The sequence below is a fragment of the Rossellomorea sp. DA94 genome (assembly GCF_029834455.1).
In the GTDB taxonomy this organism is placed as follows: Bacteria; Bacillota; Bacilli; order Bacillales; family Bacillaceae_B; genus Rossellomorea; species Rossellomorea vietnamensis.
This window is the reverse complement of sequence record NZ_CP122397.1, coordinates 3518978-3542230: the sequence shown is the minus strand read 5'-3', so window position 1 is coordinate 3542230 and position 23253 is coordinate 3518978. Positions and strand designations below refer to the sequence as shown.

At 43.4% G+C, this 23253-nt stretch carries 24 protein-coding genes and 1 pseudogene; 20 read left to right on the top strand and 5 right to left on the bottom strand.

Annotated features, from left to right (window positions below; translation table 11 throughout):
- Positions 1 to 18 precede the first annotated feature (18 nt).
- Positions 19 to 1437, top strand: coding sequence for a Na+/H+ antiporter NhaC (nhaC, locus tag P8596_RS18470; protein WP_279724634.1), 1419 nt, complete (start codon positions 19 to 21; stop codon positions 1435 to 1437).
- 5 nt (positions 1438 to 1442) lie between these two features.
- Here nhaC and P8596_RS18465 read toward each other — a convergent pair whose 3' ends face one another.
- Positions 1443 to 2693 (bottom strand): transcriptional regulator, encoded by a 1251-nt coding sequence (locus P8596_RS18465; RefSeq protein ID WP_279724633.1) that lies wholly within the window; start codon positions 2691 to 2693, stop codon positions 1443 to 1445.
- Positions 2694 to 2782: 89 nt separating this feature from the next.
- On the opposite strand from P8596_RS18465, the gene P8596_RS18460 reads away from it, so the two are divergent.
- Positions 2783 to 3892 carry a mandelate racemase/muconate lactonizing enzyme family protein gene (locus P8596_RS18460; RefSeq protein ID WP_279724632.1) on the top strand — a complete coding sequence of 370 codons (1110 nt, stop codon included), beginning with the start codon at positions 2783 to 2785 and terminating at the stop codon, positions 3890 to 3892.
- Between the two features lie 13 nt (positions 3893 to 3905).
- Positions 3906 to 4619 carry a GNAT family N-acetyltransferase gene (locus P8596_RS18455; RefSeq protein WP_279724630.1) on the top strand — a complete coding sequence of 238 codons (714 nt, stop codon included), beginning with the start codon at positions 3906 to 3908 and terminating at the stop codon, positions 4617 to 4619.
- A gap of 286 nt (positions 4620 to 4905) precedes the next feature.
- Here P8596_RS18455 and P8596_RS18450 read toward each other — a convergent pair whose 3' ends face one another.
- A complete protein-coding gene (locus P8596_RS18450; RefSeq protein WP_279724629.1) occupies positions 4906 to 5832 on the bottom strand; it encodes a DMT family transporter in 927 nt (308 codons plus the stop codon).
- Between the two features lie 212 nt (positions 5833 to 6044).
- Between P8596_RS18450 and P8596_RS18445 the strand changes: the two genes are divergently transcribed.
- The 12 genes and pseudogenes from P8596_RS18445 to P8596_RS18390 all read left to right on the top strand — a co-directional run bounded on the left by P8596_RS18445 (position 6045) and on the right by P8596_RS18390 (position 16158).
- On the top strand, positions 6045 to 6524 hold the full coding sequence (locus P8596_RS18445; protein WP_279724627.1) for an Lrp/AsnC family transcriptional regulator: 480 nt from the start codon (positions 6045 to 6047) through the stop codon (positions 6522 to 6524).
- A gap of 637 nt (positions 6525 to 7161) precedes the next feature.
- Positions 7162 to 7686 (top strand): RNA polymerase sigma factor, encoded by a 525-nt coding sequence (locus P8596_RS18440; protein WP_279724625.1) that lies wholly within the window; start codon positions 7162 to 7164, stop codon positions 7684 to 7686.
- Positions 7664 to 8707, top strand: a complete 1044-nt coding sequence (locus tag P8596_RS18435) for a DUF4030 domain-containing protein (protein ID WP_279724623.1) — start codon at positions 7664 to 7666, stop codon at positions 8705 to 8707. The genes P8596_RS18440 and P8596_RS18435 overlap by 23 nt, the downstream gene beginning before the upstream one ends.
- 181 nt (positions 8708 to 8888) lie before the next feature.
- Positions 8889 to 9179, top strand: a complete 291-nt coding sequence (locus tag P8596_RS18430; protein WP_279724621.1) for a DUF3784 domain-containing protein — start codon at positions 8889 to 8891, stop codon at positions 9177 to 9179.
- A 75-nt stretch (positions 9180 to 9254) separates the two neighbouring features.
- Positions 9255 to 9989, top strand: coding sequence for a hypothetical protein (locus P8596_RS18425; protein WP_279724620.1), 735 nt, complete (start codon positions 9255 to 9257; stop codon positions 9987 to 9989).
- A complete protein-coding gene (locus P8596_RS18420; protein WP_279724617.1) occupies positions 9970 to 10443 on the top strand; it encodes a toxin-antitoxin system TumE family protein in 474 nt (157 codons plus the stop codon). The genes P8596_RS18425 and P8596_RS18420 overlap by 20 nt, the downstream gene beginning before the upstream one ends.
- Before the next feature lie 222 nt (positions 10444 to 10665).
- The gene (locus tag P8596_RS18415) at positions 10666 to 11181 is read left to right on the top strand and encodes an MgtC/SapB family protein (RefSeq protein ID WP_159362542.1); all 516 of its coding nucleotides are present in this window, start codon (positions 10666 to 10668) and stop codon (positions 11179 to 11181) included.
- Between the two features lie 251 nt (positions 11182 to 11432).
- A complete protein-coding gene (locus P8596_RS18410) occupies positions 11433 to 12707 on the top strand; it encodes an ABC transporter substrate-binding protein (protein WP_224522249.1) in 1275 nt (424 codons plus the stop codon).
- An 82-nt stretch (positions 12708 to 12789) separates the two neighbouring features.
- Positions 12790 to 13680 carry a carbohydrate ABC transporter permease gene (locus P8596_RS18405; RefSeq protein WP_279724615.1) on the top strand — a complete coding sequence of 297 codons (891 nt, stop codon included), beginning with the start codon at positions 12790 to 12792 and terminating at the stop codon, positions 13678 to 13680.
- 14 nt (positions 13681 to 13694) lie between these two features.
- Positions 13695 to 14503: pseudogene (locus tag P8596_RS18400) on the top strand (carbohydrate ABC transporter permease).
- Between the two features lie 11 nt (positions 14504 to 14514).
- Complete coding sequence (locus P8596_RS18395) at positions 14515 to 15255, top strand: MBL fold metallo-hydrolase (protein ID WP_279724614.1); 741 nt, start codon at positions 14515 to 14517, stop codon at positions 15253 to 15255.
- 117 nt (positions 15256 to 15372) lie between these two features.
- The gene (locus tag P8596_RS18390; protein ID WP_279724612.1) at positions 15373 to 16158 is read left to right on the top strand and encodes an HAD-IIA family hydrolase; all 786 of its coding nucleotides are present in this window, start codon (positions 15373 to 15375) and stop codon (positions 16156 to 16158) included.
- Between the two features lie 361 nt (positions 16159 to 16519).
- Here the strand turns inward: P8596_RS18390 and P8596_RS18385 are convergent, their stop codons facing one another.
- Positions 16520 to 16813: a 3-isopropylmalate dehydrogenase gene (locus P8596_RS18385; protein WP_279724611.1), complete on the bottom strand. Its 294-nt coding sequence runs from the start codon at positions 16811 to 16813 to the stop codon at positions 16520 to 16522.
- Between the two features lie 24 nt (positions 16814 to 16837).
- Entirely contained in the window at positions 16838 to 16999 is a 162-nt protein-coding gene (locus P8596_RS18380; RefSeq protein WP_279724610.1) for a hypothetical protein, read from the bottom strand.
- 230 nt (positions 17000 to 17229) lie between these two features.
- Between P8596_RS18380 and P8596_RS18375 the strand changes: the two genes are divergently transcribed.
- The 3 genes from P8596_RS18375 to P8596_RS18365 all read left to right on the top strand — a co-directional run bounded on the left by P8596_RS18375 (position 17230) and on the right by P8596_RS18365 (position 21196).
- The gene (locus tag P8596_RS18375; protein ID WP_279724608.1) at positions 17230 to 18147 is read left to right on the top strand and encodes a proline dehydrogenase family protein; all 918 of its coding nucleotides are present in this window, start codon (positions 17230 to 17232) and stop codon (positions 18145 to 18147) included.
- A 39-nt stretch (positions 18148 to 18186) separates the two neighbouring features.
- Entirely contained in the window at positions 18187 to 19818 is a 1632-nt protein-coding gene (pruA, locus tag P8596_RS18370) for an L-glutamate gamma-semialdehyde dehydrogenase (protein ID WP_279724606.1), read from the top strand.
- Positions 19819 to 19924: 106 nt separating this feature from the next.
- Positions 19925 to 21196 carry a PucR family transcriptional regulator gene (locus tag P8596_RS18365; RefSeq protein ID WP_279724604.1) on the top strand — a complete coding sequence of 424 codons (1272 nt, stop codon included), beginning with the start codon at positions 19925 to 19927 and terminating at the stop codon, positions 21194 to 21196.
- A 135-nt stretch (positions 21197 to 21331) separates the two neighbouring features.
- Here P8596_RS18365 and P8596_RS18360 read toward each other — a convergent pair whose 3' ends face one another.
- Complete coding sequence (locus tag P8596_RS18360; RefSeq protein WP_279724602.1) at positions 21332 to 21820, bottom strand: DinB family protein; 489 nt, start codon at positions 21818 to 21820, stop codon at positions 21332 to 21334.
- Between the two features lie 521 nt (positions 21821 to 22341).
- Between P8596_RS18360 and P8596_RS18355 the strand changes: the two genes are divergently transcribed.
- Together P8596_RS18355 and P8596_RS18350 are read left to right on the top strand one after the other, a co-directional pair.
- Complete coding sequence (locus P8596_RS18355) at positions 22342 to 22848, top strand: GNAT family N-acetyltransferase (protein ID WP_279724600.1); 507 nt, start codon at positions 22342 to 22344, stop codon at positions 22846 to 22848.
- A gap of 115 nt (positions 22849 to 22963) precedes the next feature.
- Positions 22964 to 23194, top strand: a complete 231-nt coding sequence (locus tag P8596_RS18350; RefSeq protein WP_279724597.1) for a hypothetical protein — start codon at positions 22964 to 22966, stop codon at positions 23192 to 23194.
- The last annotated feature ends 59 nt before the right edge of the window (positions 23195 to 23253 follow it).

Here is a 23253-nt window from a genome sequence, read left to right as displayed (position 1 = left end):
TATCAAGGGGGAATTTGGATGAAGAAAGAAATGTCGTTTTGGCTGGCCATCATACCATTGCTAGTCATGATCACTGTAATGGCCATTACGATCGTGGTTTTGGAGCAGGGGCCGCACATTCCTCTGATCATCGGTACGGTCACGGCTGCACTTGTCGCATGGTTTTCGGGGTTCAAATGGAAGGATATAGAGGAGGCGATGTATAAGGGGATTCGTCTTGCTTTACCAGCCGTCGTCATTATCATGCTTGTGGGATTGACGATTGGTGCGTGGATCGGCGGCGGAGTCGTGGCGACGATGATCTATTATGGTTTGAAGATGATCACACCTTCGCTTTTCCTTTTATCGATTGCGGTCATCTGCGCCGTTGTGTCACTTGCGATCGGGAGCTCCTGGTCAACGATGGGAACCATCGGTGTTGCAGGCATGGGAATCGGCATCAGTATGGGGATCCCGGCTCCGATGATTGCGGGTGCCATCATCTCAGGGGCTTATTTCGGTGATAAGATGTCACCGCTGTCAGATACAACGAATCTGGCTTCAGGACTGACCAACACGGATCTTTTTGTACATATCCGCCATATGCTTTATACGACGATCCCGGGCTTTGTGATTGCCCTGGCTGTATATGCGTATTTAGGTAGGAACTTTGGAAAAAGTGGGGTCAATACGGAGGACATTGAAAAAACAATCGGGGTTCTGCAGGACAGCTTTGTCGTTTCACCATTTTTACTGATTGTACCGCTGCTTGTCATTGTGCTCGTTGCGAAGAAAGTTCCAGCCATCCCGGCTCTGATCGTGGGGATCATTCTTGGATTCGGAGCACAGGTATTCATTCAGCATGATTCGTTTGCGGATGCTGTTTCAGCTCTTCAAAGTGGATACGTGATCGAGACGGGCAATACAATGGTCGATGATCTGTTTTCGCGCGGAGGTCTCGACTCCATGATGTACACGGTCTCCATGACGATCGTCGCCATGACCTTCGGGGGGATCCTTGAGCACACAGGTATGCTTCAAGCCATCGTCAACCAGATCCTTAAGGTGACAAAGACAGCGAAAGGCCTGGTTGCTTCCACTGTAGTGTCTTGTTTTGCCACAAATGCATCATGCTCTGAACAGTATATTTCGGTGGTGGTGCCTTCACGGATGTATGCAAATGCTTACAAGGAAAAAGGGCTGCATTCAAAGAATCTGTCCCGAGCCCTTGAGGACGGGGGGACGTTGACATCCGTCTTCATCCCATGGAATACATGCGGGGTCTTTATTTTAGGAACGCTCGGGGTCCATGCATTTGAATATGCGCCATATGCGGTGTTGAATTTCATCGTGCCGATCATTTCCATCATCTATGCCTTCACGGGCTTCAGCATTACCAAACTGACCGAAACCGAAATGAAGGCTATGGAGCAGGAGGATGCCACACTTTCCTCCTGACCCGGTCAATAAATGGGGAAGGTCAGTTCATAAATGGCCCGCGGCCTTCCTTGTGCATAGGTCATTTCTTCTCCAATGATCCTGGCAGAACCATTGTCGACCAGCTTCTTCAAAATCCGTTCTGTGGAGCGCCGTGTGATTTGCAAGTAGTCAGATAGCTCTGCCGCCGTGAAATCACGGGCCGAACGGGATTTGTAGAATTGAACGATTTTGGATAAGTTCGCCGGACTTAATTTTAATTGCTTGGCAAGGGACAGCATGTCGGGAGTATCATTCTTCAGATGCTGTTTCTTGCTTTTATTAGGAAAAGGTCCTGATAACTCTTTTTCTTCATTTAGAATGAAGGCGCAGCTATTAGAATCAGCCTTTCTGGCAAATGACAACGCAATCTCTGCGTTTGTCTCTGCCTCCGCTGCCGTATGACCGTATCCGAACCCTGCAAGCACAGGGCGTTCATGGAAGTCAGTGCTGTCCAGGAAATGTTCGATACTGCCCCTATTGCTATAAATCGTGTAAGAAGCATTGTCCTCATTTTTTTGAAGGGTCCCCTTCATCAAGCGGGCAAGCTCATGAAGATGTTCATGTTCTCCATCCCATTCTTGAATGGAAAGACGGGCAGCAGCGATCGTGGCCGCTTTTCGTTTCGAAAGAAGGGATTGGGCATAAGCTTCATGGATGGTCCGTATCAATGACCTGGCAGGGTCGATCATTCGCATGCAAGGGATGTGCAACTCGACAAGGCGGTCATAAACCGCATGGATGCTCGTTAAGGCCATATCTGTTTGACCATCCAGAAACAACTGCCGGTGGAAGTCTGTATAGTCGTCGATGTGAAAGGTGTGGGGCAGGCGTTCTTTATAGTCCATCACATATCGGGGCGGATTCTTGAGGTGTAAGTCTGACTGGGCATGATCGATGAAAGAAAGATCCATTAAGTCGATGGACACGCGGTCTGGTTCAATCCCATGATGGTGCAGGATATAAAGCAGTGATGTCACAAGGGCCGTTTCATCCTGTTCCAGGTAAAGGACCGGGACAGACAATGTGCGGCATTCTTCTTTTGAAAAAAAGTAAGGCAGTGCTCCGGAAAACAAAACGGCATCACAGGGTGTCAGGTTTTTTATATGTAAGCTTGCTTCCTGGGGCTCACCGTAAATATAGGGGATCAGTTCGATAGTGTTCAAATCCGGTGCAATGGACGTCTGGACGTGTTCGATGAATTCTCTCGACCCAATCAGGGCGATTTTCGTTTTCATGATAATCTCCTCTCTGAATTAACGACTATATAACGACATTATACCAAGAAGAAATAAAATTTGGTAAATTTTAAAGGAGTGCTTAGCATATGATCATAAAAAAAATCAATCTGTATGCCATTCGATTACCACTGAAACAGCCTTTTATCATCAGTTACCATACCTATGAGGATATGCCTTCTATCATTGTGGAGATGGAGACGGACGAAGGCATCATTGGATACGGTGAAGCGGTGGCGGATGAACATGTGACAGGCGAAACGTGGGAAAGCACATTTCAAGTGCTTCAGCACACCCTCGCCCCGAAACTGATCGGGGAGAATCCGTTTCATATTGAACGAATCCATGAACTGATGGATAAAGCGATTTACAATGCCCCGACAGCAAAAGCGGCCATCGATATCGCTTGCTATGATGCCATGGGGAAAAAAGTGAATCAGCCTGTCTATCAGCTGCTCGGCGGCCGGTATCACGAAGAATTCCAGATTACCCATGTCCTGAGCATAACAGACCCGGATACGATGGCAGAAGAAGCAGCAGGTATGATCGAGAAAGGTTTTCAATCGTTTAAAATGAAGGTTGGAACCGATGTCGACCAGGACATTGAACGAATACGGAAGGTCAGGGAACGTGTCGGTTGGGACGTGCCGATCCGGGTGGATGTAAATCAGGGCTGGAAGAATAGCAGTCAGACACTGAAGGCACTGCGGCATCTTCAAGAGTTGAACATCGATTGGCTGGAGCAGCCCGTTTTGGCAGATGACATAGATGGAATGGTCCGGATCAAATCGAGGACAGATATCCCCCTAATGATTGATGAAGGGCTGAAAGGCGTACGTGACATGCGTGAAATCATCGGGAAGCAGGCAGCGGATAAAGTAAATATCAAATTGATGAAAAGCGGAGGGATCTATCCGGCAGTGAAACTTGCCCACATGGCTGAGATGGCAGGGATGGAATGCCAGGTCGGTTCGATGGTCGAGTCATCGATCGCGTCAGCAGCGGGATTCCATGTCGCTTTTTCCAAAAAGGTCATCACTAGTGTAGAATTGACGGGACCGATTAAGTTTTCAAAGGACATCGGAGACCTGCATTATGACGTCCCGTTTATCCGACTCTCGGACAAAGCGGGACTCGGTGTGGAAATAAATAAAGATATTCTGGAAGAGTTGACTGAGTTCAAGAGTATCGTAGAGTAAGGAGCATAGAATCATGGATCATCTATTTCAGGGATTTTTTGAAAAGAACAATGAATCATACAGCGTCCGTTTGTTAAGTAAAGAGGATATGAGTCAAATACAGCAGCTACAGGAGCTTGTCGTGGAGACATTGACGGAAAAAAAGAATCTGCAGCCCCTGACGTATGAGGAATTGGACTATATTTTAACCGGAAACGGACTGATGATCGGAGCCTTTACGGAGAAGGGACTAATCGCATTCCGCGCCTTATTGATCCCACCTGTTGACGAAGAACATCTGGGGCTGGATGTAGGACTCGAGGCAGAGGAACTGCCAAGGGTCATCTATCAGGAAATTTCGAATGTACACCCGGATTACAGAGGCAACCGGCTCCAGCAAACACTGGCTCATTTGATCATGCAACAACTGGCGAAGCTGGATCAAAGGTTCACCTATGTGGCGTGCACGGTTGCTCCCTTTAATATTCCCAGTTTAAAAGATAAATTCAAGCAGGGAATGGAGATTGCCGCCCTTAAGATCAAGTACGTCGATCAATTGCGCTATGTATTCATTAAGCGCCTTGATGGAGATGGCGGAGGAGAAGAAATTTCCGAGATTGCCAGAGTTCCGATGGGGGATGTCGAGGGACAGCAGGCGTTATTGGATGAAGGGTGGCGTGGCATTTCGATGGAGGAAGATGATGGTGGGTATCGGGTGTTGTATGTGAGAAGGCAGCCACTGTCCTAACAGATTGTCTTCTGATGAATAAGCGGAATTTTTCCTGTTACTGTGCAAAATGGGAGTAGTTTCGGGGGAAATAAGCGGAGTTTCTCCGTTTAAGGCAAGTCATAATGGTACATTTTAAAGCTTTTTGAGTAAATAGGCGGAATATTTCCGTCTATTACTCGATTTTTCGTGCAGAATTTCTCAATAAGCGGAATATGTCCGCTTATTGAGGTCGTTTATTTTACAGGTATATAGAGATCGCGAAAAAAATGCTTGGAGCATCTGTCTCCAAGCATTTTTATTTTCTTTATGAAGTCTTCACAGGCTCATTGGACAGCATACCTGATGGAACTTCCTTGAACAATTTAGGCTTTGTCTTCAATACAGAAAACAACACACACCCTGCCAAAACAATCGCACTTCCTACAGCCTGAAGCCCATTCATCTTCTCACCCAAAAAGACAAACGCCAACAAAGCCGTGAAGACAGGGTTAAAGTTCAAGAACAACCCCGACGTACTTGGCCCCAGCTGATTCACCCCGACATTCCAAAGTACCATGCAAACTACTGTTGAAATCACGCCGGTATACAGTATCGACTGCACGAATGATGCATCAACATTGGTCACACGGAAATCATGAAGATTGAAAGGTAGCAGGATAAGAAGTCCGAAAATCCCTGAATAAAGAATCGACATCATGGGCGTGACACTCTTCATCGCCCACTTGCTGCAAACGGAGTAGAATCCCCACATCACTACGGCAGCGAGCATATACAGGTCCCCTTCATTGAACTCTAAGGAAAAGGCCATTTCCAGGTTTCCTTTGGACAGGACAAGCAACACGCCAAAAAGTGACAAGAACATGGAAGACAGTTGAAAGGCGTTCATCTTTTCTTTCAGAAAAATAAAAGAAATTCCGGCAATGGAAAACATATTTAACGTAGAAATCAGGCCAACATTGGTGGCAGAGGTCTTCTCAAGGGCCATGAATTGCAGTGCCTGAAAGAGGGCAACCCCTGTCAGCCCCATGAGGCATAATGGCAGAATCGATCGTACGGGTGGAACGAGCTTTTTTTCTTTCCACCAGACCATCGGAAACAGGCAGACGATGGCGATGGCCCATCTTAATATCGTCAACGTTCCCGGGGATGCATGCTCCACAAGGGTTTTGCCCACGATGAAATTGCCTCCCCAGAGAAGACTGGTCAGTAGCAGTAGATAATGATATTTCACGTCATTTTAGCCCCTTTTCACAGAGCCACTGTGCACAATGACATTTACTATAAGAATAATTTTAACATTTACTCAGATTTACAGAAGAACATATTGTATAATGAGGATTAATCGAAATAATTGAAAGTATGATAGAGTATAAGGTTATAAAAATTCATTTGTACATCGTTTTATCAGGGGTTTTTTGAACAATTGAAAAGGGTGGTTGAATCATGGAATCAGTGGTAAGCAGGGTATTGGACCAAATGGATCTCAAGCTATTGGATTTGCTGCAGAAGGACGGGCAGCTGAGCAATCTTGAATTATCAAAACGGGTCAATTTATCGGCACCGGCCGTTCACGCACGCATCAAGCGTTTGGAAACAGAAGGGTATATCAAGAAACAGCTAGCGATTCTGAACCATGAAAAACTGGGATTTGATCTACTATGTTTCGTGTTTATGAGCACGAACGAACACCGCACAGAAAAACTGGAAGCCGTGGAAGGGACATTGGAATCAATGGAGGAAGTCCTGGAATGTCATTGCTTGACCGGTGAATATGATTATCTTCTAAAAGTCGCCTGCAAGGATCGGAAGGGGCTGGAGCTCTTTATCAGAAGGTTGAATGAGATGGGGATTACGAAGATTCAGACGAGTTTGGCGTTGAGGGAGATTAAGGATTCGACGGTGCTACCGATAGTGGAGGATTAAGTGGGGATTAGCCCTCGACATTCAGAAACTTAAATATAAGTAGAGTTGCAATAATACATATAGGAATCCGAGCAACAGCAAAATCAGCAGACCAATGATGGACGGAATCAGATAAAGGGCACGTGACCCTTTTTCCAAGTTAATCATAGAAAAAATGAAAGCCGAAACACCAATTAAATAAGGGATAAGGTATCCAATGCCTAGATAATGTAAAATACCCTCGCTTGGGCCTACAGAGTATTCAACAGCTGTGTCTGCTAAAATCAGTAGAATGGTAGAAAATCCGGTTATTAGTGAAAAAATTCGTATGTAACTGTGAATGGTTAACATCCTTTCTTTTATCCAACTGCCTTATGTTTGATCATTTTTCAGGTATATGAAGTTAAGAATCTTACTTTATGATTTATCATTTGGAAACAGATGTCAATGTGTGCTATGAATATATCACAGTTACATGAAGATTAAGGCAAAGGCGATTCACGACTTGGCCAATCCACGGGGTTTATTTTTTACATTGGTCTAACCAGCATTATCCCAACCTGGGATCAATGCTTTTTTTATTTTGAAAAATTCACTTCAAACGTGACCAATCTATTTTCATTTGCGTCTAAGTGTAGGAGGGAAAGGGGGAACAGTTTTGGACCAACAAGAACTAAATAAATGGTTTACACAATACGGAGAATCAATCCTCACATACATACTACTAATGGTACGGGACTATCAACAAGCCGAGGATTTAACACAGGAGACCTTTCTAAAAGCCTATAGAAGTAAACAACAATTTAAAGAGAGGTCTTCTGTGAAAACATGGCTGTTTTCCATTGCACATAATGTGACGATCGACCACTTTAGAAAGAAGCATCCGCTGAAACACTATCTTGGCTTAACAATGGAGGAGAAAGACGGCATGCCGTTACCGGAACAAATCGTCGAGATGAATGAAGAATCGGAAGAATTATACCGAGCGATTCAACAATTAAAGCCAACGTACAAACATATCATCATTCTAAGAAAGTTGAAAGAATTTTCAACAGCAGAAACAGCCCATGTGTTGAACTGGTCAGAAAGTAAAGTGAAAATGACGCTAAGCAGAGCGCTGGTTGAACTGGAAAAGGTATTGACGAGAGGAGGGGTCATCAATGAAATCAACAGATCCATTTAAAGAGTTGGAAGAACAGCTGAAGGTAACAGACGAATCAAAAGAGCATCTTCGAAGTAAAATCATGCAGAGCACAAATGCAAAGAAGAAGAGACATTTTAAAAAGTATGTCTGGATTGCAGCAGCATGTATACTCTTTCTTATCACATCCCCGTTCTACTCAACCACGATGGCAAGTATTGTGGCGAAAGTATTACCAATCACGATCACTCCACAGATTTCAGACGGAGAACCCAACCCCAATTTGACTTCTGACCTTTTTACACTAGTCGAAAAGGAAGGATACAGAGTTAGTTCAGTAGGAACAACACCGTCTCCTTTCACGATTGAAGTCTCAATTCATTTGGAGGATTCCACATTAAAGCAAGCCAAGGAAGATCTTGAATCCAAGATCACCAGTTATCTTTATGAAAACGGGTACGACGATTACGAATTAAAGATAACGGAAGCTCCCGAAATTCCCACTCATGAGGGAAGCGATGGATTAAACAAGGAATATGATAAAGTTCGAGATATTGTGAAAGAAGTATTCGGTTCCTATGGATATGCCAAAGAGGCTGAGTATGAGTTAGCAGGCATGAAGGGGAGCGGCGCCTCAACGATCGTCACCATCGATATGCCGGACCATATTGATGAATCAAAGAAAATCATTGCAGACATTGAAAAAGAAATAGAACGACGAGGTCTAGAGGTGAAAAATGTCGAAGTGGATACTTTCAACTTGAAACATCGTCAGCAGGATAATCGTTGGTCCATGATCTCTTCTGATATCTATGATGCCATGGCAGGAAAATCGACGTATCAACTGGCAGGACTTTCGTACCGGGTGAAGGATGGACACTCTTATGTTTGGATAAAAACAGATCTGGATAAACCACTTCCTCAAGAGCAGATTAAAGAAATTGAAAAAGCAGTACAAGAGTATTTGACCTTAGCTGAAACGAAAGAGCAAATTCGTGATGATGAGTTTACGATTGAATTTTTATTGAGGGATGGGAAGTCGTTTGTGGAGATAACGGACTGAGAATTTCCTCTGCCTCCTTTAAATGAAATATAGAATCCAAATTTAAAAAGCTGTCGAGAAAGTCTCGACAGCTTTTTGATCTTTATAAATACAAAAACTTAGATTTGAGAATATGGTAAAATATAACTGTTAGAAATTATCTGCAAGGAGGAAACCAAATGAAATACAAGTATGTAAAAAAATGTTTGTAGCTCAAATAATATTCATTTCAACAGGAGTACTCACTATTATTATGGGGTTGTTGGTATGGAGAAAACGTTGCTACAAATTGATGGCGGGATATGTGGAAGGCAGCATCAAGAATGAAGGTGCGTTTGGAAAAGTGAATGGAATTTTCGTTATAGTTATGGGGATATGGACGATTGTTTTTAGTTTTTTTATGGATGTGTTGAGTGTATGGGTGTTTATTGGTCTACTAATGATAATAGTTATTGCACAAATTTTATTAAATAGTAGGATTGCTAAAAAATGAGGTTATCGCTGAATGAAACGAAAAGTATTTTTTGTTTCATTTTGTGGTAAAATATAGATGAAGGAGGGGTTTGTGATGATTATTGAAGAAGGTAAAATAAATTCTGCTGCCTTGATTTTGGATAACATCGATTATGAAAAAGACCCTGCATTTGTGTTTCTTATGTTAGCGCATGCCACTGAAATGAAACATCATCGTTTTGTACGGAAAATACTACACACTGAAGACACAGTTTTTAAACAGAAAATGAATGCTCTTGATGAATATAAAAACTTGCTCGTGTCACTGTCAGAAGCATTGAGGGATACGGCGATGCATCCTGTGGAGAATTTGGCTGTCACGAAATACTTTCTCGATTCCCTGTTCTTACTTATCTCAGACAAGGGATCATTGAAATATGATTACCAGCACGACTATCTTTATTCTTCCAATATGATCTGCAATGGCTTGAAAATTTCTAAGGCTACTCTAAGTCGCTATGTAAATCTTGGTTTAGAGGTGGTTGATACAAATAAACATAATCGATATCCTGCTCATGTACTATTTTATTGGAAGGAAAGCTTGTGGTCATCGCGCATACAAGCCATATTTCAGGCATTTAAGATCCGTAACCGTACAAGGTTGGACATCATCAAAGAGTTGGAAGAAGAAAAACGTACGTATGAAAAGAGCCACGGGAATAAATCCTTCTATGAAGTCTACGCCCAAGTTAAGAATCCAGATGAATTAGAAGACCCTGAGAAATATTATGACTGGAAAGACATAATGGATGAGTTAGAGGAACTTACAAATGAAGATCAATCAGAATGATCGGATTCAACATATTCAACGACTCTTCGAATCAAATCCGGATGTATTTGATTTTAATAAACCCGAGGTACTTGAAATTAGTGCAAAAGGTTCTAAACGAGTAACGGCTGTTCTTACTTTATTGCATCATGACGTGTATGGTGAAACTGTCCTTTTTATAAATGAAAAAATTGAAAATGAAGACTTAAAGGAGTTTAGATATGGCTGGGAGATTTCCCAACGTCAACGCAAGTTGGGTGTTTCATCACGATTTCTAACAGCGTTTGATAAACAACATAAACCAGAACCGCCTTATAACAATATTAGTACTGATCCATATCACCATCATTATGAAATAGGCAATAAGGTTCTGCGTACTGAAACTTTTGTTCAGTCATTAGAGGATGTTATTACTATTTTAAGAGATTATATTATAAGTGGAGACCCTTACCACAGTAATCATAGATTCATATAATAGCCCCTAAACTAGAGAGGTTTTTTCTTCCCACGAACATCCACCCAACTAACTACATCATTGCGATCATAAAATAATTAGTGTACGATAAAAAGAAAATTTTAACGAACGAATCAAAATGGAAAGTATAAAGGGATACTCACAAAGCGAACGGTATGATTTTTTCATAATAGGCAGATTCGTTTCGGGAGTGTCCCTTTTTTGTTTAAGGAGGATGCCAACATGACACACTACATAAATGAATTTATAGACTTCTTCTGGAAGCATGACATCTATTTCCGAATTGTGGTGAGTGCGGTGTTGGGGTTCATCATCGGATGGGACCGGTCTTCGAAGAACAAGCCGGCCGGTTTGAAAACCTATACGTATGTTTCGGTGGCATGTACGTTGATTACGATCGTTTCAATCGAAGGCGCCGATATGCTCAGTGAACCGGATAGCGGGAAGATGATGGATCCACTCCGTCTCGCTGCCCAGATCGTATCGGGGCTCGGGTTCTTGGGTGCAGGGGTGATCCTGAAAGATGGACTGCGGGTGAAAGGGCTCACGTCGGCTGCGATGATTTTCTACGTTGGGGGTATCGGAATCGGTATCGGAGCAGGGTTTTATTCGATTGTCATCTTCGCCACACTTGTCACTTTCATCATGACGAGGATCGGTAACTTCTTTGAAGAACGGGAGATCAAGGCGATGAGTCTGCCGAAGCTGCGGAAGAAAAGCGATGAGAAAGACGACTAAATTCAAGGTGGGAACGGATGATCTGTTCCCGCTTTTTATTTTGTAAAAGATATGTAAATAACAAGAATTTCATTGCCAACTTTTAGTTAATGTTGTATTATTGTGAATAATCAGACATATATATTAGACAGATTTTAGTCTAAGGGTAGAGATGCGGAGAATCCCTGTGACCAATAAAATGCATGCCACATTTTTGTGCTGCAGTTTATTGTTCATGGGTTTTTTTATGAAAAAAAAGGGGAGGAAATGACATGAAGATCAGGCTTTTATCATTCGTTTTAGTGTTGATGGTTGTGTTTGCCGGATGCAGCAGCAGTGATACCGCTGGAGGCGAAACGACTGAAATTGATTTCTGGTTCCCGGTAGCGGTTGGAGGGGATGTAGCGAAGATCGTGGATGGGTTTGTGGCGGATTTCGAGAAAGAGAATCCTGACATTAAGGTGAATGCGAAATACGGAGGCAGTTATGCCGAGACGATGACACAGGTAATGGCATCGGCACAGGCAGGAAATTCGCCTGAGCTTGCCGTATTATTCTCCATCGACCTTTTTACGCTGCTTGAGAATGACTTGATTGAAGAATTGACGCCGATGTTCGATGAAAAGTATCTGGATGATTTCTATGATGGATTCATGGCGAACTCTTCCATCGGGGATAAAGTGTACAGCTTGCCTTTCCAGCGGAGTACGATCGTCCTTTACTACAATAAGGATGCCTTCAAGGAAGCCGGGCTTGATCCGGAAGCTCCACCTGAAAACTGGGATCAGCTCGTGGAATACGGGAAGAAGCTGACGAAGAATGGCGGAAAGGACCAGTGGGGTCTTGAAATTCCGAGTACCGGCTATCAGTACTGGATGTTCCAGGCGCTGGCTCTTCAGACAGAAAAGAATATCATGTCCCAAGATGGAAAAGAAGTGTATTTCAATGCACCTTATGCAAAAGAAGCAATGGATTTCTGGTTATCCCTTGGAAAGGAACATAAAATCATGCCGGAGGGTGTCATTGAATGGGCGACGGTCCCTTCTGACTTCCTAAGTGGGAAAACGGCGATGATGTATCATACGACAGGTAACCTGACGAATGTGAAGAACAATGCGGACTTTGATTTCGGTGTGTCATTTTTGCCGGCGAATGAGCAGTACGGTTCCCCTACAGGAGGCGGAAACATCTACTTGTTCAAAGACCTGCCTAAAGCAAACAAGGAAGCGGCCGTCAAGTTCATGAAGTTCCTGACCGAACCGGAGCGTGTGGCTCAGTGGTCCATCGATACAGGATATGTCGCCACCACGGAATCGGCTTATGAGACAGACGTGTTGAAGAAGTATGTAGAAGAATTCCCTCCTGCACTGGTTGCCCGTGAGCAGCTGGAATATGCAGAAAGTGAACTCGCCACCTATCAAAATGGTGAAGTACAGAAAATATTCAATGATCACATTCAATCGATCTTAACGGGTCAAAGCCCTGTGGATGAAGGATTGGATAACGCACAGAAGAAAGCAGAAGACGTGTTGGAGCCATTTCAGTAAAGGGCAACAGGTGAATCATTGAAAGAAGTGGAGCTCAAGCGCCGACCTTGGGCTCCTTTCACAAGAAAGGTGGGACTGATCGATGTCAACGAAGCATAGAAAATTCAGTTCCCGGGCAAGGAATAATCTGTTCGCCTACGGGTTGCTGTTACCTTCATTTATTTTTTTAACGTTGTTTACGTTTTATCCGACGCTCAAGTCGATTCAGTTAAGCTTCTACAGCGGTCCGATGACGAGGCTGCAATTTTCCGGATTGGAACAGTATAAGGAAGTCTTCGGAGATGAAATATTCAGGAAGGTCATCCTGAACAACATCCTCTTCATGATCGGGACAGTACCCACGAGTCTGTTCCTCGCGATGTATCTTGCCATCTGGTTGAATAAGAAAATGGCCGGAAGCGCCTTGCTCCGTACCTCCTTTTTTTATCCGACGATTGTTCCGCTCATCGCAGTAGCGAATATTTGGCTTTTCATCTACACCCCTCAGTATGGATTGCTTGATAACTTTCTCCATACGTTCGGTCGAGGTGATACCAGCTGGTTGGGGGACCCGGGTACCGTCATGGTTGCGATGATTGTCATGATCATCTGGAAAGATGCGGGTTTCTTTATGATCTTTTATCTGGCAGGTTTGCAGAATTTGCCGAGTGACGTGTACGAAGCGGCTGAGATGGAAGGGGCGAAACCGTTCCAGATGTTCCGGCATATCACGTTTCCACTGATGATGCCGACGACGCTGTTCGTCATGATCGTGGCGATCACGAATTCATTCAAAAACGTCGACCACCTGTACATAATGACCAAAGGTGGACCGGATAATGCCAGTAATCTATTACTCTACCATATTTACGAAGCGGCGTTTACGAACTGGGATCTAGGCAAAGCCGCGGTGCTGACCGTGATCCTGATCGTCATCATGCTCGGTATCACTGCCTTCAACTATCTGTACCTTGATCGGAAAATCCATTACTAGGAGGGGAAGCAACAATGAAAAAATTGAACTATGGCATCATTATTGTTCTAGGGATTCTTTCATTCATCCCCCTGCTTTGGGTGGTCGTCACTTCTTTCTCGCCCGGGAATCAAGTGATTAATGGAGGCTTTCCGTTCTGGGTCTCGAATCCAACGTTTGAAAACTATATTCAGGCGTGGGAGACGGCACCATTTTTGCAATACTATTTCAATACGTTCGTGATCGTGTTTGGCGTGTTGATCGTCCAGATCATCACGGTTACCCTTGCAGCCTATGCGTTTGCACGGGTCAACTTCACAGGGAAGAATGTACTGTTCATTCTGTTTCTGCTGCAGCTGATGATTCAGCCTGAAATACTGCTGTTCCCGAACTACCAGGTCATCAGCCAGCTGGGGCTCGTCAATACAAAGCTTGCCGTCATGATGCCGTATTGGGCTTCGGCGTTCGGGGTATTCCTGATGCGCCAGACGTTCAAGCAGGTTCCGTTTGATCTTGATGAAGCGGCAAGAATGGACGGATGTAAATGGTATCAAACCCTGTGGCATGTCTATATCCCATCGGCGAAACCGACGTATATAGCCTTTGCCCTGGTCTCGGTCAGTCACCATTGGAGCAACTTCATGTGGCCGTTGATCATCACGGATTCCGTGGAGTCCCGCCCATTGACCGTAGGACTGGCGTTATTTGCACAATCCTATGAAACGGAGCGCAGTGGGGGATGGTTGCTGCAGGGACGGTCATGGTCATCATGCCGTTGGTCATTGCCTTCTTCCTTTTTCAAAAACAATTCGTATCGAGCTTTATGCACTCAGGAATTAAATAGGAGGGGATCTGATGGACATTCATTTTTTAGGAACGGGGAGTGCGTATCCCGGCTCGGAACGCGACAATACCTCCATCTGCTTCTCAAATGATGAGTATCATGTGCTGGTCGATGTCAGCGGCAATCCTTGCAGGAAACTGAAGCAGCTGCAGGTGGATTTAAAGGAACTTGATGCAGTCGTGTTCACCCATTTTCATATTGATCACATTTACGGCCTGCCATCCCTGCTATGGGGGATGTGGCTTGAGGATCGGAGAAAGCCTTTAAGGATTCTGTGTGACGTGCGGAATGAGAGGAAGCTTCGGGAATGGCTATCGACGATGGAAGCCGATCAATGGCCGATTGCTTTTCCGATTGAAATCGAGACATTTGATGGTGATCGGGAAACGGAAATTCTGTCTGGAGGGGGAATGACGTTTTCCTGCTTTAAGGCCTTACATTCTGTACCCACAGTCGGGCTTGAAGTACGATGTGATGGACGGGTGCTCGTATATTCCAGCGATTCGGAAATCAACGCACGGATTGACGAGTATGACCATATAGATGTGTTAATCCATGAAGCAACGTCTGCGAGGAAAGTGGCAGGCAACCACAGCAGTCTTGTTGAAATCGTTGAAAAGTATGAAGTGGATAGAATCGGGAAAATTGTTCTTGTCCACCTATCCGACGGCGAACCGTATGAAGAAGAGGTGGAGAAGCTCAGAACATCAAAGGTCATCATCGGTGAAGATTTGATGACACAACACATGTAAATGAATAGGTACAAGGATAAAGAAGAGGAGATTCCTTGGGTATGACGAAAAATCCAATTGTTCAATTGGAGAAATCGTCATGCTCAAGGAATTTTTTATTTGTTGGAGGGGGTACAAATGAAAAATTTAAAGGGGTATATTTTTGACTTGGATGGGACCGTGTATCTCGGTAAACAGTTGATAGAGGGAGCAGACACCACCATCAATGCACTTCTTAAGGAAGGAAAAAAGGTGCTGTTTTTGACCAATAAGACCATTGAGTCCCGTCAGCGCTATGTGGAGAAGTTGATCGGATTTAATATTCAAGCCAACCTTGAAAACATTTTGAATCCGACGGTTACCCTGATTGATTATTTAAAGGAACATCATCCCCAGGCGACGTTATATGTGATCGGGGAGCAGCCCATCAAGGATGAGCTGACACTTGCAGGCTTCAGGGAAGGAATGGCACCAGCTGAGGTGGATATCGTCGTGCTGTCATGGGACCGGGATTTTCATTATGACCATTTGAATTTTGCCTATCAGTCAATCAAGCTCGGTGCGAAGATGATTGCGACCAATCCTGATAGAACCTGTCCGATAGAGATGGGGGATGTGCCGGACTGTGCGGGGATGATCGGCGCTGTGGAAGCTGTGGTCGGGAGAAAGATTGATGTGCAGGTTGGAAAACCGTCCATCCTGACCATTAAAGCAGCATTGAAAATATTACAATTGGAGCCTGAAGAATGCGTCATGATCGGTGATCGCCTGGAGACCGATATCCGGATGGGGATCGAAGCCGGGATGAGAACGGCCATTGTGCTGAGCGGGATCACAACGGAGGAGGATTTGAGGGGGACGGTTTGGACACCGGATTATGTGTTGGAGTCGGTTAAGGGGTTGTTGTCGGAAAAGATGATATAAGAAATAGGGAAACAGTTTCGCTGGGCACCTAGCAACCAACGAGTTTGAACGTCAAATTCGTTGGTTTTTTGTGCTCCACACGCCCTTTTTGTGCTCCACACCCTCTTTTTGTGTCCCTAACAGGGGAAGTCAGTGTCGTATTTGGGAGGGGGGCGGTTTCTTACTCTGCTTTTCGAGTGATTTCAGAAGAAGATCGAATGGAAATGGTAGAGATGGAACCTCCCACTCTCAATAATTGCGTCATTTTCATTGGGGAATGCGTCATTTTCCGGATAATTGCGTCGATTTTTTGTTTATTGCGTCATTTTCGTTCGTATTTGCGTTTGGAAAATAATAGAAAATTATCTTGCGCACTGAATGTTCAATGGGCTTTGCTGTTGTATTTTTTTACGACACTTACTACAATGGCAATCAATAAAACAATCAGGCTATTAATCAGTAAATAGTACCCTACTTGCAGACCATAAAATATGGCAAAGGGATCTCGAATGATGAAGAGTGCTAGTAATCCCCCGATGGCCGCAAATAAAACTGCTAGAAGAAGTATAGTAAAGGCAGCAGAATATAAACTCCTCTTTTTCTTATATGAAATAAAACCAAAAATATTTGATGTTACAATAAAAAGCCCCATAAGTATCATGAAGAATTTTGTCATTTCATTCTCCCTCGTAACTAATATTTATTTCTCTTTAACTGATATGGATACATCGTCTGTGAATCCGTCTTTAACACCCTCAAGAATGGAGTCTCCATTAAAGATAAAGAAGGTCAATGCCAGAATAGACAACAAAATAATAGTACCGAAGATGATGGAAGGTATCATGCCCTTTTTCTTTTCCATATTTACACTCCTTAGCATATGTTTATTAATTAGACGGAAACCGATAACAGATAGTTTCAATTTATTCGCCCCTCTTTTGTGCTCCCACCATAACTCAACCCACAAATATTTGTGTCCGGAGCACGTTGTTTCAGAGCCACTTTTCCCGTTATAATTTTCTTAAGATTTACATTTCTCGTTTAATCACCTCACACTTGAGGTAACAGTCACTATAAGGAGGTGTTGTAATCATGGAAGCAATCAGTAAGCGTTTTTTCATGTTTCTTTCTCACAATAAGGCATTGGATAAGATGGCCAAACGGTGGGGATCGAAATTTGGGGCTAACAATCTTGTAGGGGGAGAAACCTTTTTACAAGCGATTCCATTGATTACGCAATTGAACGAGGAGGGATTCCAGGTAACAGTCGATCATCTTGGTGAGTTTGTCCAGTCCACAGATGTGGTGCGGGAGAATGTCCAAGGATGTATCCAGAGTATCAGTGCCATCGCCTATCATGGGCTAAACACTGAAATCTCTGTCAAACTGACTTCCCTGGGGTTGGATATCAGTCAAGATCTTGTCATGGAAAACATGGAGTTGATTCTGTCGAAGGCTAATGAAAGCGGAATCACGGTCACTCTCGATATGGAGGATTCCTCGAGGTGCCATGCCATCCTAGACGTTTACAAGAAGCTCCGTCAAAAGTACGACAATGTGGGGACGGTGATCCAATCCTATCTATATGTTTCAGACAAGGATGTGGATGATCTCAATCAGTTCTCCCCTTATTTGAGGCTTGTGAAGGGTGCATATAATGAATCGGGTAAAGTGGCGTTCCAGGAGAAGAAGAAGGTGGATGAGAACCTGAAGCATCTTATCAAGAAGCAGCTCTTGAACGGCCATTATACAGCGATCGCAAGCCACGACGAAGCGATCATCGATTATACCATCGGATTAGTGAACGAACACAATATCCCGAATGACCGCTTCGAGTTTCAAATGCTTTACGGAATGCGGAACCAACTGCAAACCGACTTATTGAAAAAAGGATATACCGTTCGCATTTACCTGCCATATGGCGAGGACTGGTTCGGGTATTTCATGCGACGTCTGGCGGAACGGCCGGCGAACATCGCATTCGCATTAAAAGGAATCTTCAGCAAGTAACATCCAGACAGAATGAAATCAGAAAGGAACGTGAAGAGAATGAGTAACGGAATTTACAACATCCCAACACCGACAAATGAGCCTGGCAATACATATGCCCCAGGTACGAAAGAAAGAGAAACGCTAAAAGCTGAATTAGAGCGCCAAGCTGGGCTTGAGGTTGAGATCCCGGTCATCATCAATGGCGAGGAAATCAAGACAGATACAGTGAAGCAAGTGGTCATGCCACATGATCACAAACATGTATTGGCTACCTATTCACAAGCAGGTGAAAAAGAGCTTCGTGATGCAGTAGAAGCAGCAATGGCTGCGAAGGAATCATGGTCCAATATGCCATGGGAGCACAGAGCATCCATCTTCCTGAAAGCGGCTGACTTAATCTCTGGTCCATACCGTGATGTTATCAACGCGGCTACGATGTTGGGGCAATCTAAAACAGCATACCAAACGGAAATCGATGCAGCACAAGAATTAGCTGACTTCCTACGCTTTGGCGTTGATTATGCCAACCAAATCTATCAAATGCAGCCGGACAGCATGAAAAACATCTGGAATCGTTTAGAATACCGTGCATTAGACGGATTCGTACTAGCGATCTCTCCATTCAACTTCACAGCGATCGGTGGTAACCTGCCATCAGCTCCTGCCATCATGGGGAACGTAGTTGTGTGGAAACCGGCAACAACGGCTATCCTATCAAACTACTACTTCATGCGTATCCTAGAAGAAGCTGGACTGCCTAAGGGCGTTATCAACTTTGTTCCTTCACGCGGTTCACAAGTTTCTGAAGTGGTGTTAACAGATCCACGTATGTCAGGATTCCACTTCACAGGATCAACAAGCGTGTTCCAGACGATCTGGAAAACAGTAGGAGAAAATATCACTAACTACAAATCATATCCTCGTTTAGTTGGGGAAACTGGCGGTAAAGACTTTGTCTTCGCTCACGAAACAGCTCAAGCAGACAAAGTAGTCGCTGCACTTGTTCGTGGTGCATTCGAATACCAAGGTCAAAAATGTTCAGCAGCTTCCCGTGCTTACATCCCAGCAAGCATGTGGGAAGAAGTAAAAAATGGTGTCGTGGAAGAAACGTCGAAGCTTAAAGTAGGGGATGTGCGTGACTTCAGGAACTTCATGGGTGCGGTCATTGATAAACCTGCCTTTGATTCCATCACAAGCTACATCGACTATGCGGCTGATTCGGAAGAAGCTGAAATCATTGCGGGCGGTACGTATGATGATTCTGTTGGATACTTCATTCAACCGACTGTCATCGTGACAACGAATCCAAACTTCAAAACGATGACCGAAGAAATCTTTGGACCGGTATTAACGATCTATGTATATGAAAACGATCAATTAGAAGAAACCCTTACTTCAGTGGATACTGCTTCCATGTATGCATTAACGGGTGCGATCTTTGCACAGGATCGTGAAGCGATCATGCACTTGGAACGCCGTCTATCCGGTGCAGCTGGTAACTTCTACATCAACGATAAACCAACAGGTGCCGTGATCAACCAACAACCATTCGGCGGTTCACGCGGTTCTGGTACAAACGATAAAGCAGGCTCTGTTTTCAACATGATTCGCTGGACCAGTCCTCGTATCATCAAAGAAAACTTCGCGCCAACAACCGATATTACTTATCCGTTTATGGATGAGGAATAAATCGAATACGACAAGCTCTCCCGACATGGGGGAGCTTTTCATTTTTTATTGGGGGATTTAACGCTATAATAGGAGTCACAAACACTCGTGGAAAGGTAAGATTCCTATGGAAGCAATAGATATCATCCTCCAAACAGAAGACATTCATAAAGCAACGGAATTGATCAGCTCAAAACTGGGCAATCCCGTCATCATCGAAAACAAAAATTTCGAGCTGATTTCATATAGTTCCTCTTCTAATAAATTCGACCAAACACAGCTAAAGACGATCCTTACGAAAAAATGTCCGGTCTTTATTATCGACCGACTGAAAAAAGAGGGAATCGTCCACCAGCTCGAAAAACATACGGATCCGATCCGGGTGCAGGCGATGGAAGAGCTAGGATTTCACCAGCGAGTCGTCATCGCCGCAAAATATCTGGGAAACACGATGGGATACATCTGGGTTCAGGAATCCAACCGCCTTCTCGAACATGAAGAGCTCGGTTTCCTTGAAGAGATCTCCGCACATCTTGGAAACCTGATCAATGATATGTACGCGAAGGTCAATATCAAAAAGGACAGAAAAGAAGAAGTACTGTGGCATCTCCTGCAGCACGAATACGGAAGTGAAAGCCAGCTCCGCCATGATGCGTCCCTCGTCAAGTTGACCCTGCCGGAACGGTTCACGGTAGCGGTGTACTCGATTGCATCGTCGGACTATAAGCCTATGCTCGACCAACTGGAGAAGCTCGTCCAGGAATCCAGCTTCAACACAAAGGTGTATTCATTACGAACGGAATACCAGGTGATCCTCGTTCTCTACGGCAAAGCAGACACACCGTCTTCTTCCCTGGAACTAGCGAGGGACCTCGTCGAAAAGGTGAAAGAGCAAACAGGAGAAGAAGAATTCTACAACTTCCTGATCGGGATCGGGAAGGAATACACCACGTTATATCAAATGAGAAAAAGCTTCCTGGAAGCATCAGAAGTCATTGAAACAGCTAACTTCATCAGCCCGCGTCCTGAATCCATGCCACGGGAATTCGCTCATCTGGGTATTTATCGGTACTTGCCGACGCTCTATGAGAAAAACACTTCAAAGGATTATTATAGTGATGATTTGCTGGTATTGATTAAGAATGATGTAAAAAAACAGACAGATCTACTGAAGACGCTTGAAGTGTACCTGGCGAATGATGGGAAGGGGAAACAGACGGCAAGCGAACTGTTTATCCATCCGAATACGTTGAATTACCGGATCAAGAAGATACAGGAACTGACTGCGATTGATTTTAATGATTTTAATATGAAGGTGTATTTGTATACAGAGTTGTTGCTGTTGAATAATGTGGAGGCTTATTATCAGCGGTATAAGGATGCGTTGAAGGGGATTTGATATCGGTAAAATTTTTAACAAACAATAATAAAATCCGAACGAATTCGATTTTCATTAAAGAATTTTGAATCACCGTTCGGATTTTTCTTTGGATATAACCCTTTTGAAGTAGAGTGAGCACGTCCCTTGTTTACATTAAAAACTGCGTTTTGCTGCCCAAACTCCCTGCATTTTACTGAGGAATACAATTTGTCCAATATGATAGGCGTCGTGCATGGCTAAACTCTTCAGTTCAATCATTAATGGATTTTCATCAGGGATTTCTCTATACAAATCTTCTAGTTCTGATGTTGCTAGGATTTTTTCTAGTTCACGATGAACATGGAAGTATTCTTGTTTTGTTTTCTGCCAATTTTGAGATGTTTCAGTTGGTAATTGATATGTAGCGTCATTATTTTCTGCCTGTGGTTCATTGGCTGTTTCACCAAGAAATCGTAACAGAATTCGTTTTTCAAAGAAAAGCAAATGACACAATAATGCCCAAATGGAATGGGCCCCTTCAGCTGGTTTCCAAATGGCATGTTCTAAGGTGATATCCTCCAGAACTTTTTCAAGTGGTGGAAACCAGTCTTCTCGATCTAAGCAGCTTGCCCATTGCTGTAACAAAACCGTCCTTACATCCATTTTCTATTCCCTCCAATGTAATTCCTTAAATAGATAATCCCTAGTTCAAAATTTATTTTGACGTGATGTATATAGCAATTAATCTGTTCTTCACTAGAACAATGAAGGCGACATTATTCAAAATATTCTAATATGATTTTACCATATGTTGTATTAATGAAAAAGAACAACTGTTTTAAGATTGAGCTACGGCGCAGAGTAGAGTGATGACCCCTTTTGAAAATAATGGAATTAACTTATTGAGGCGTATGAAGTGAAATATACTGAAAAAAGAAAACATATGATTAAAAATTGTTTTTAGGTTATAGAGGGTTTTAACAGCATAAGAAGGAATATAGACAAAAAGACCAGATCCATTTTAGGTCTGATTTTAAAACTTTTTACTGTAAAGTGAAGAGATATTTACACTGCTATATCTGCTGCTAATTATTTTGGTGTGATTTAAGAGTAGAGTGGAGACGGTTTTTACTCTGCCTTTTCCTATAGCCCTTCCCCAAAAAAATCGACAAGGAGGTTATCAGATGACAAGTGGATTCTCAATAATGGATTTTGAAATAATGACTGAACGGCTTTACTTGAGTATATGGGAGGAATCAGATGCATTTTGGTATAGGGAACTTGTTGGGGAACGTGGAGTTGATAAGCCAACTCTTGAAGATGCACGCCAACATGTTATCAGTTTACGTGATAGAGCACTGGAAAGTGGTATAGGTGCACTTACAATCCGACGCAAAAATGAAGGAGATATGATTGGGTATTGTGGATTAATTATTGGTCGTTCTACTATAGAAGAGCCGGAAATTGCTTATGAACTGTTCAAAAGTGTCCACGGGAAAGGCTATGCAACAGAAGCTGCATCAGCAATTATAGAAGCTGCGGGCGCAACTGGGCGTAAACGTCTGTGGGCTACTGTTGGGTCTTGGAATATTGCTTCCTTTCGAGTTCTTGAAAAGATTGGTTTCATACGCCACCATAGTACCTGGAAAGAAGATGGAGAAGAAGTTGTTTGGAACATGCGTGATCTTTAGATATCAAATAACTTAAGATCAACTATTTGATCCGACTTTTGCCCTTATTAAATTGTTGGGTGGGCTGGATAATTGAAGGGGAAAACTAATTCCCAAACAAAGTGAGGTATATCAAGTGGACTTATTACTCTGGATCACTATTGGCTTCATTATAATCGGATATATTGTGCTCACTTCTATGAAAACAAGTATGGAAAATAAGCTCGCATATTTAAAAGCAAATTCGGAAGATGAGAAGAGCTCAGTGAAAGCTAAATCCATCATTTGGTGGATAACGAGTGCCACTGTATGGGGAATTGTTAGTATGGTTCTTATTGTTTGGTATTTTCATAATCACTTTGGATGATGGGGTTGAATGATCCTTAACTAATATAGTTTCAAAACATCATAAAAGGAAGTATGTAC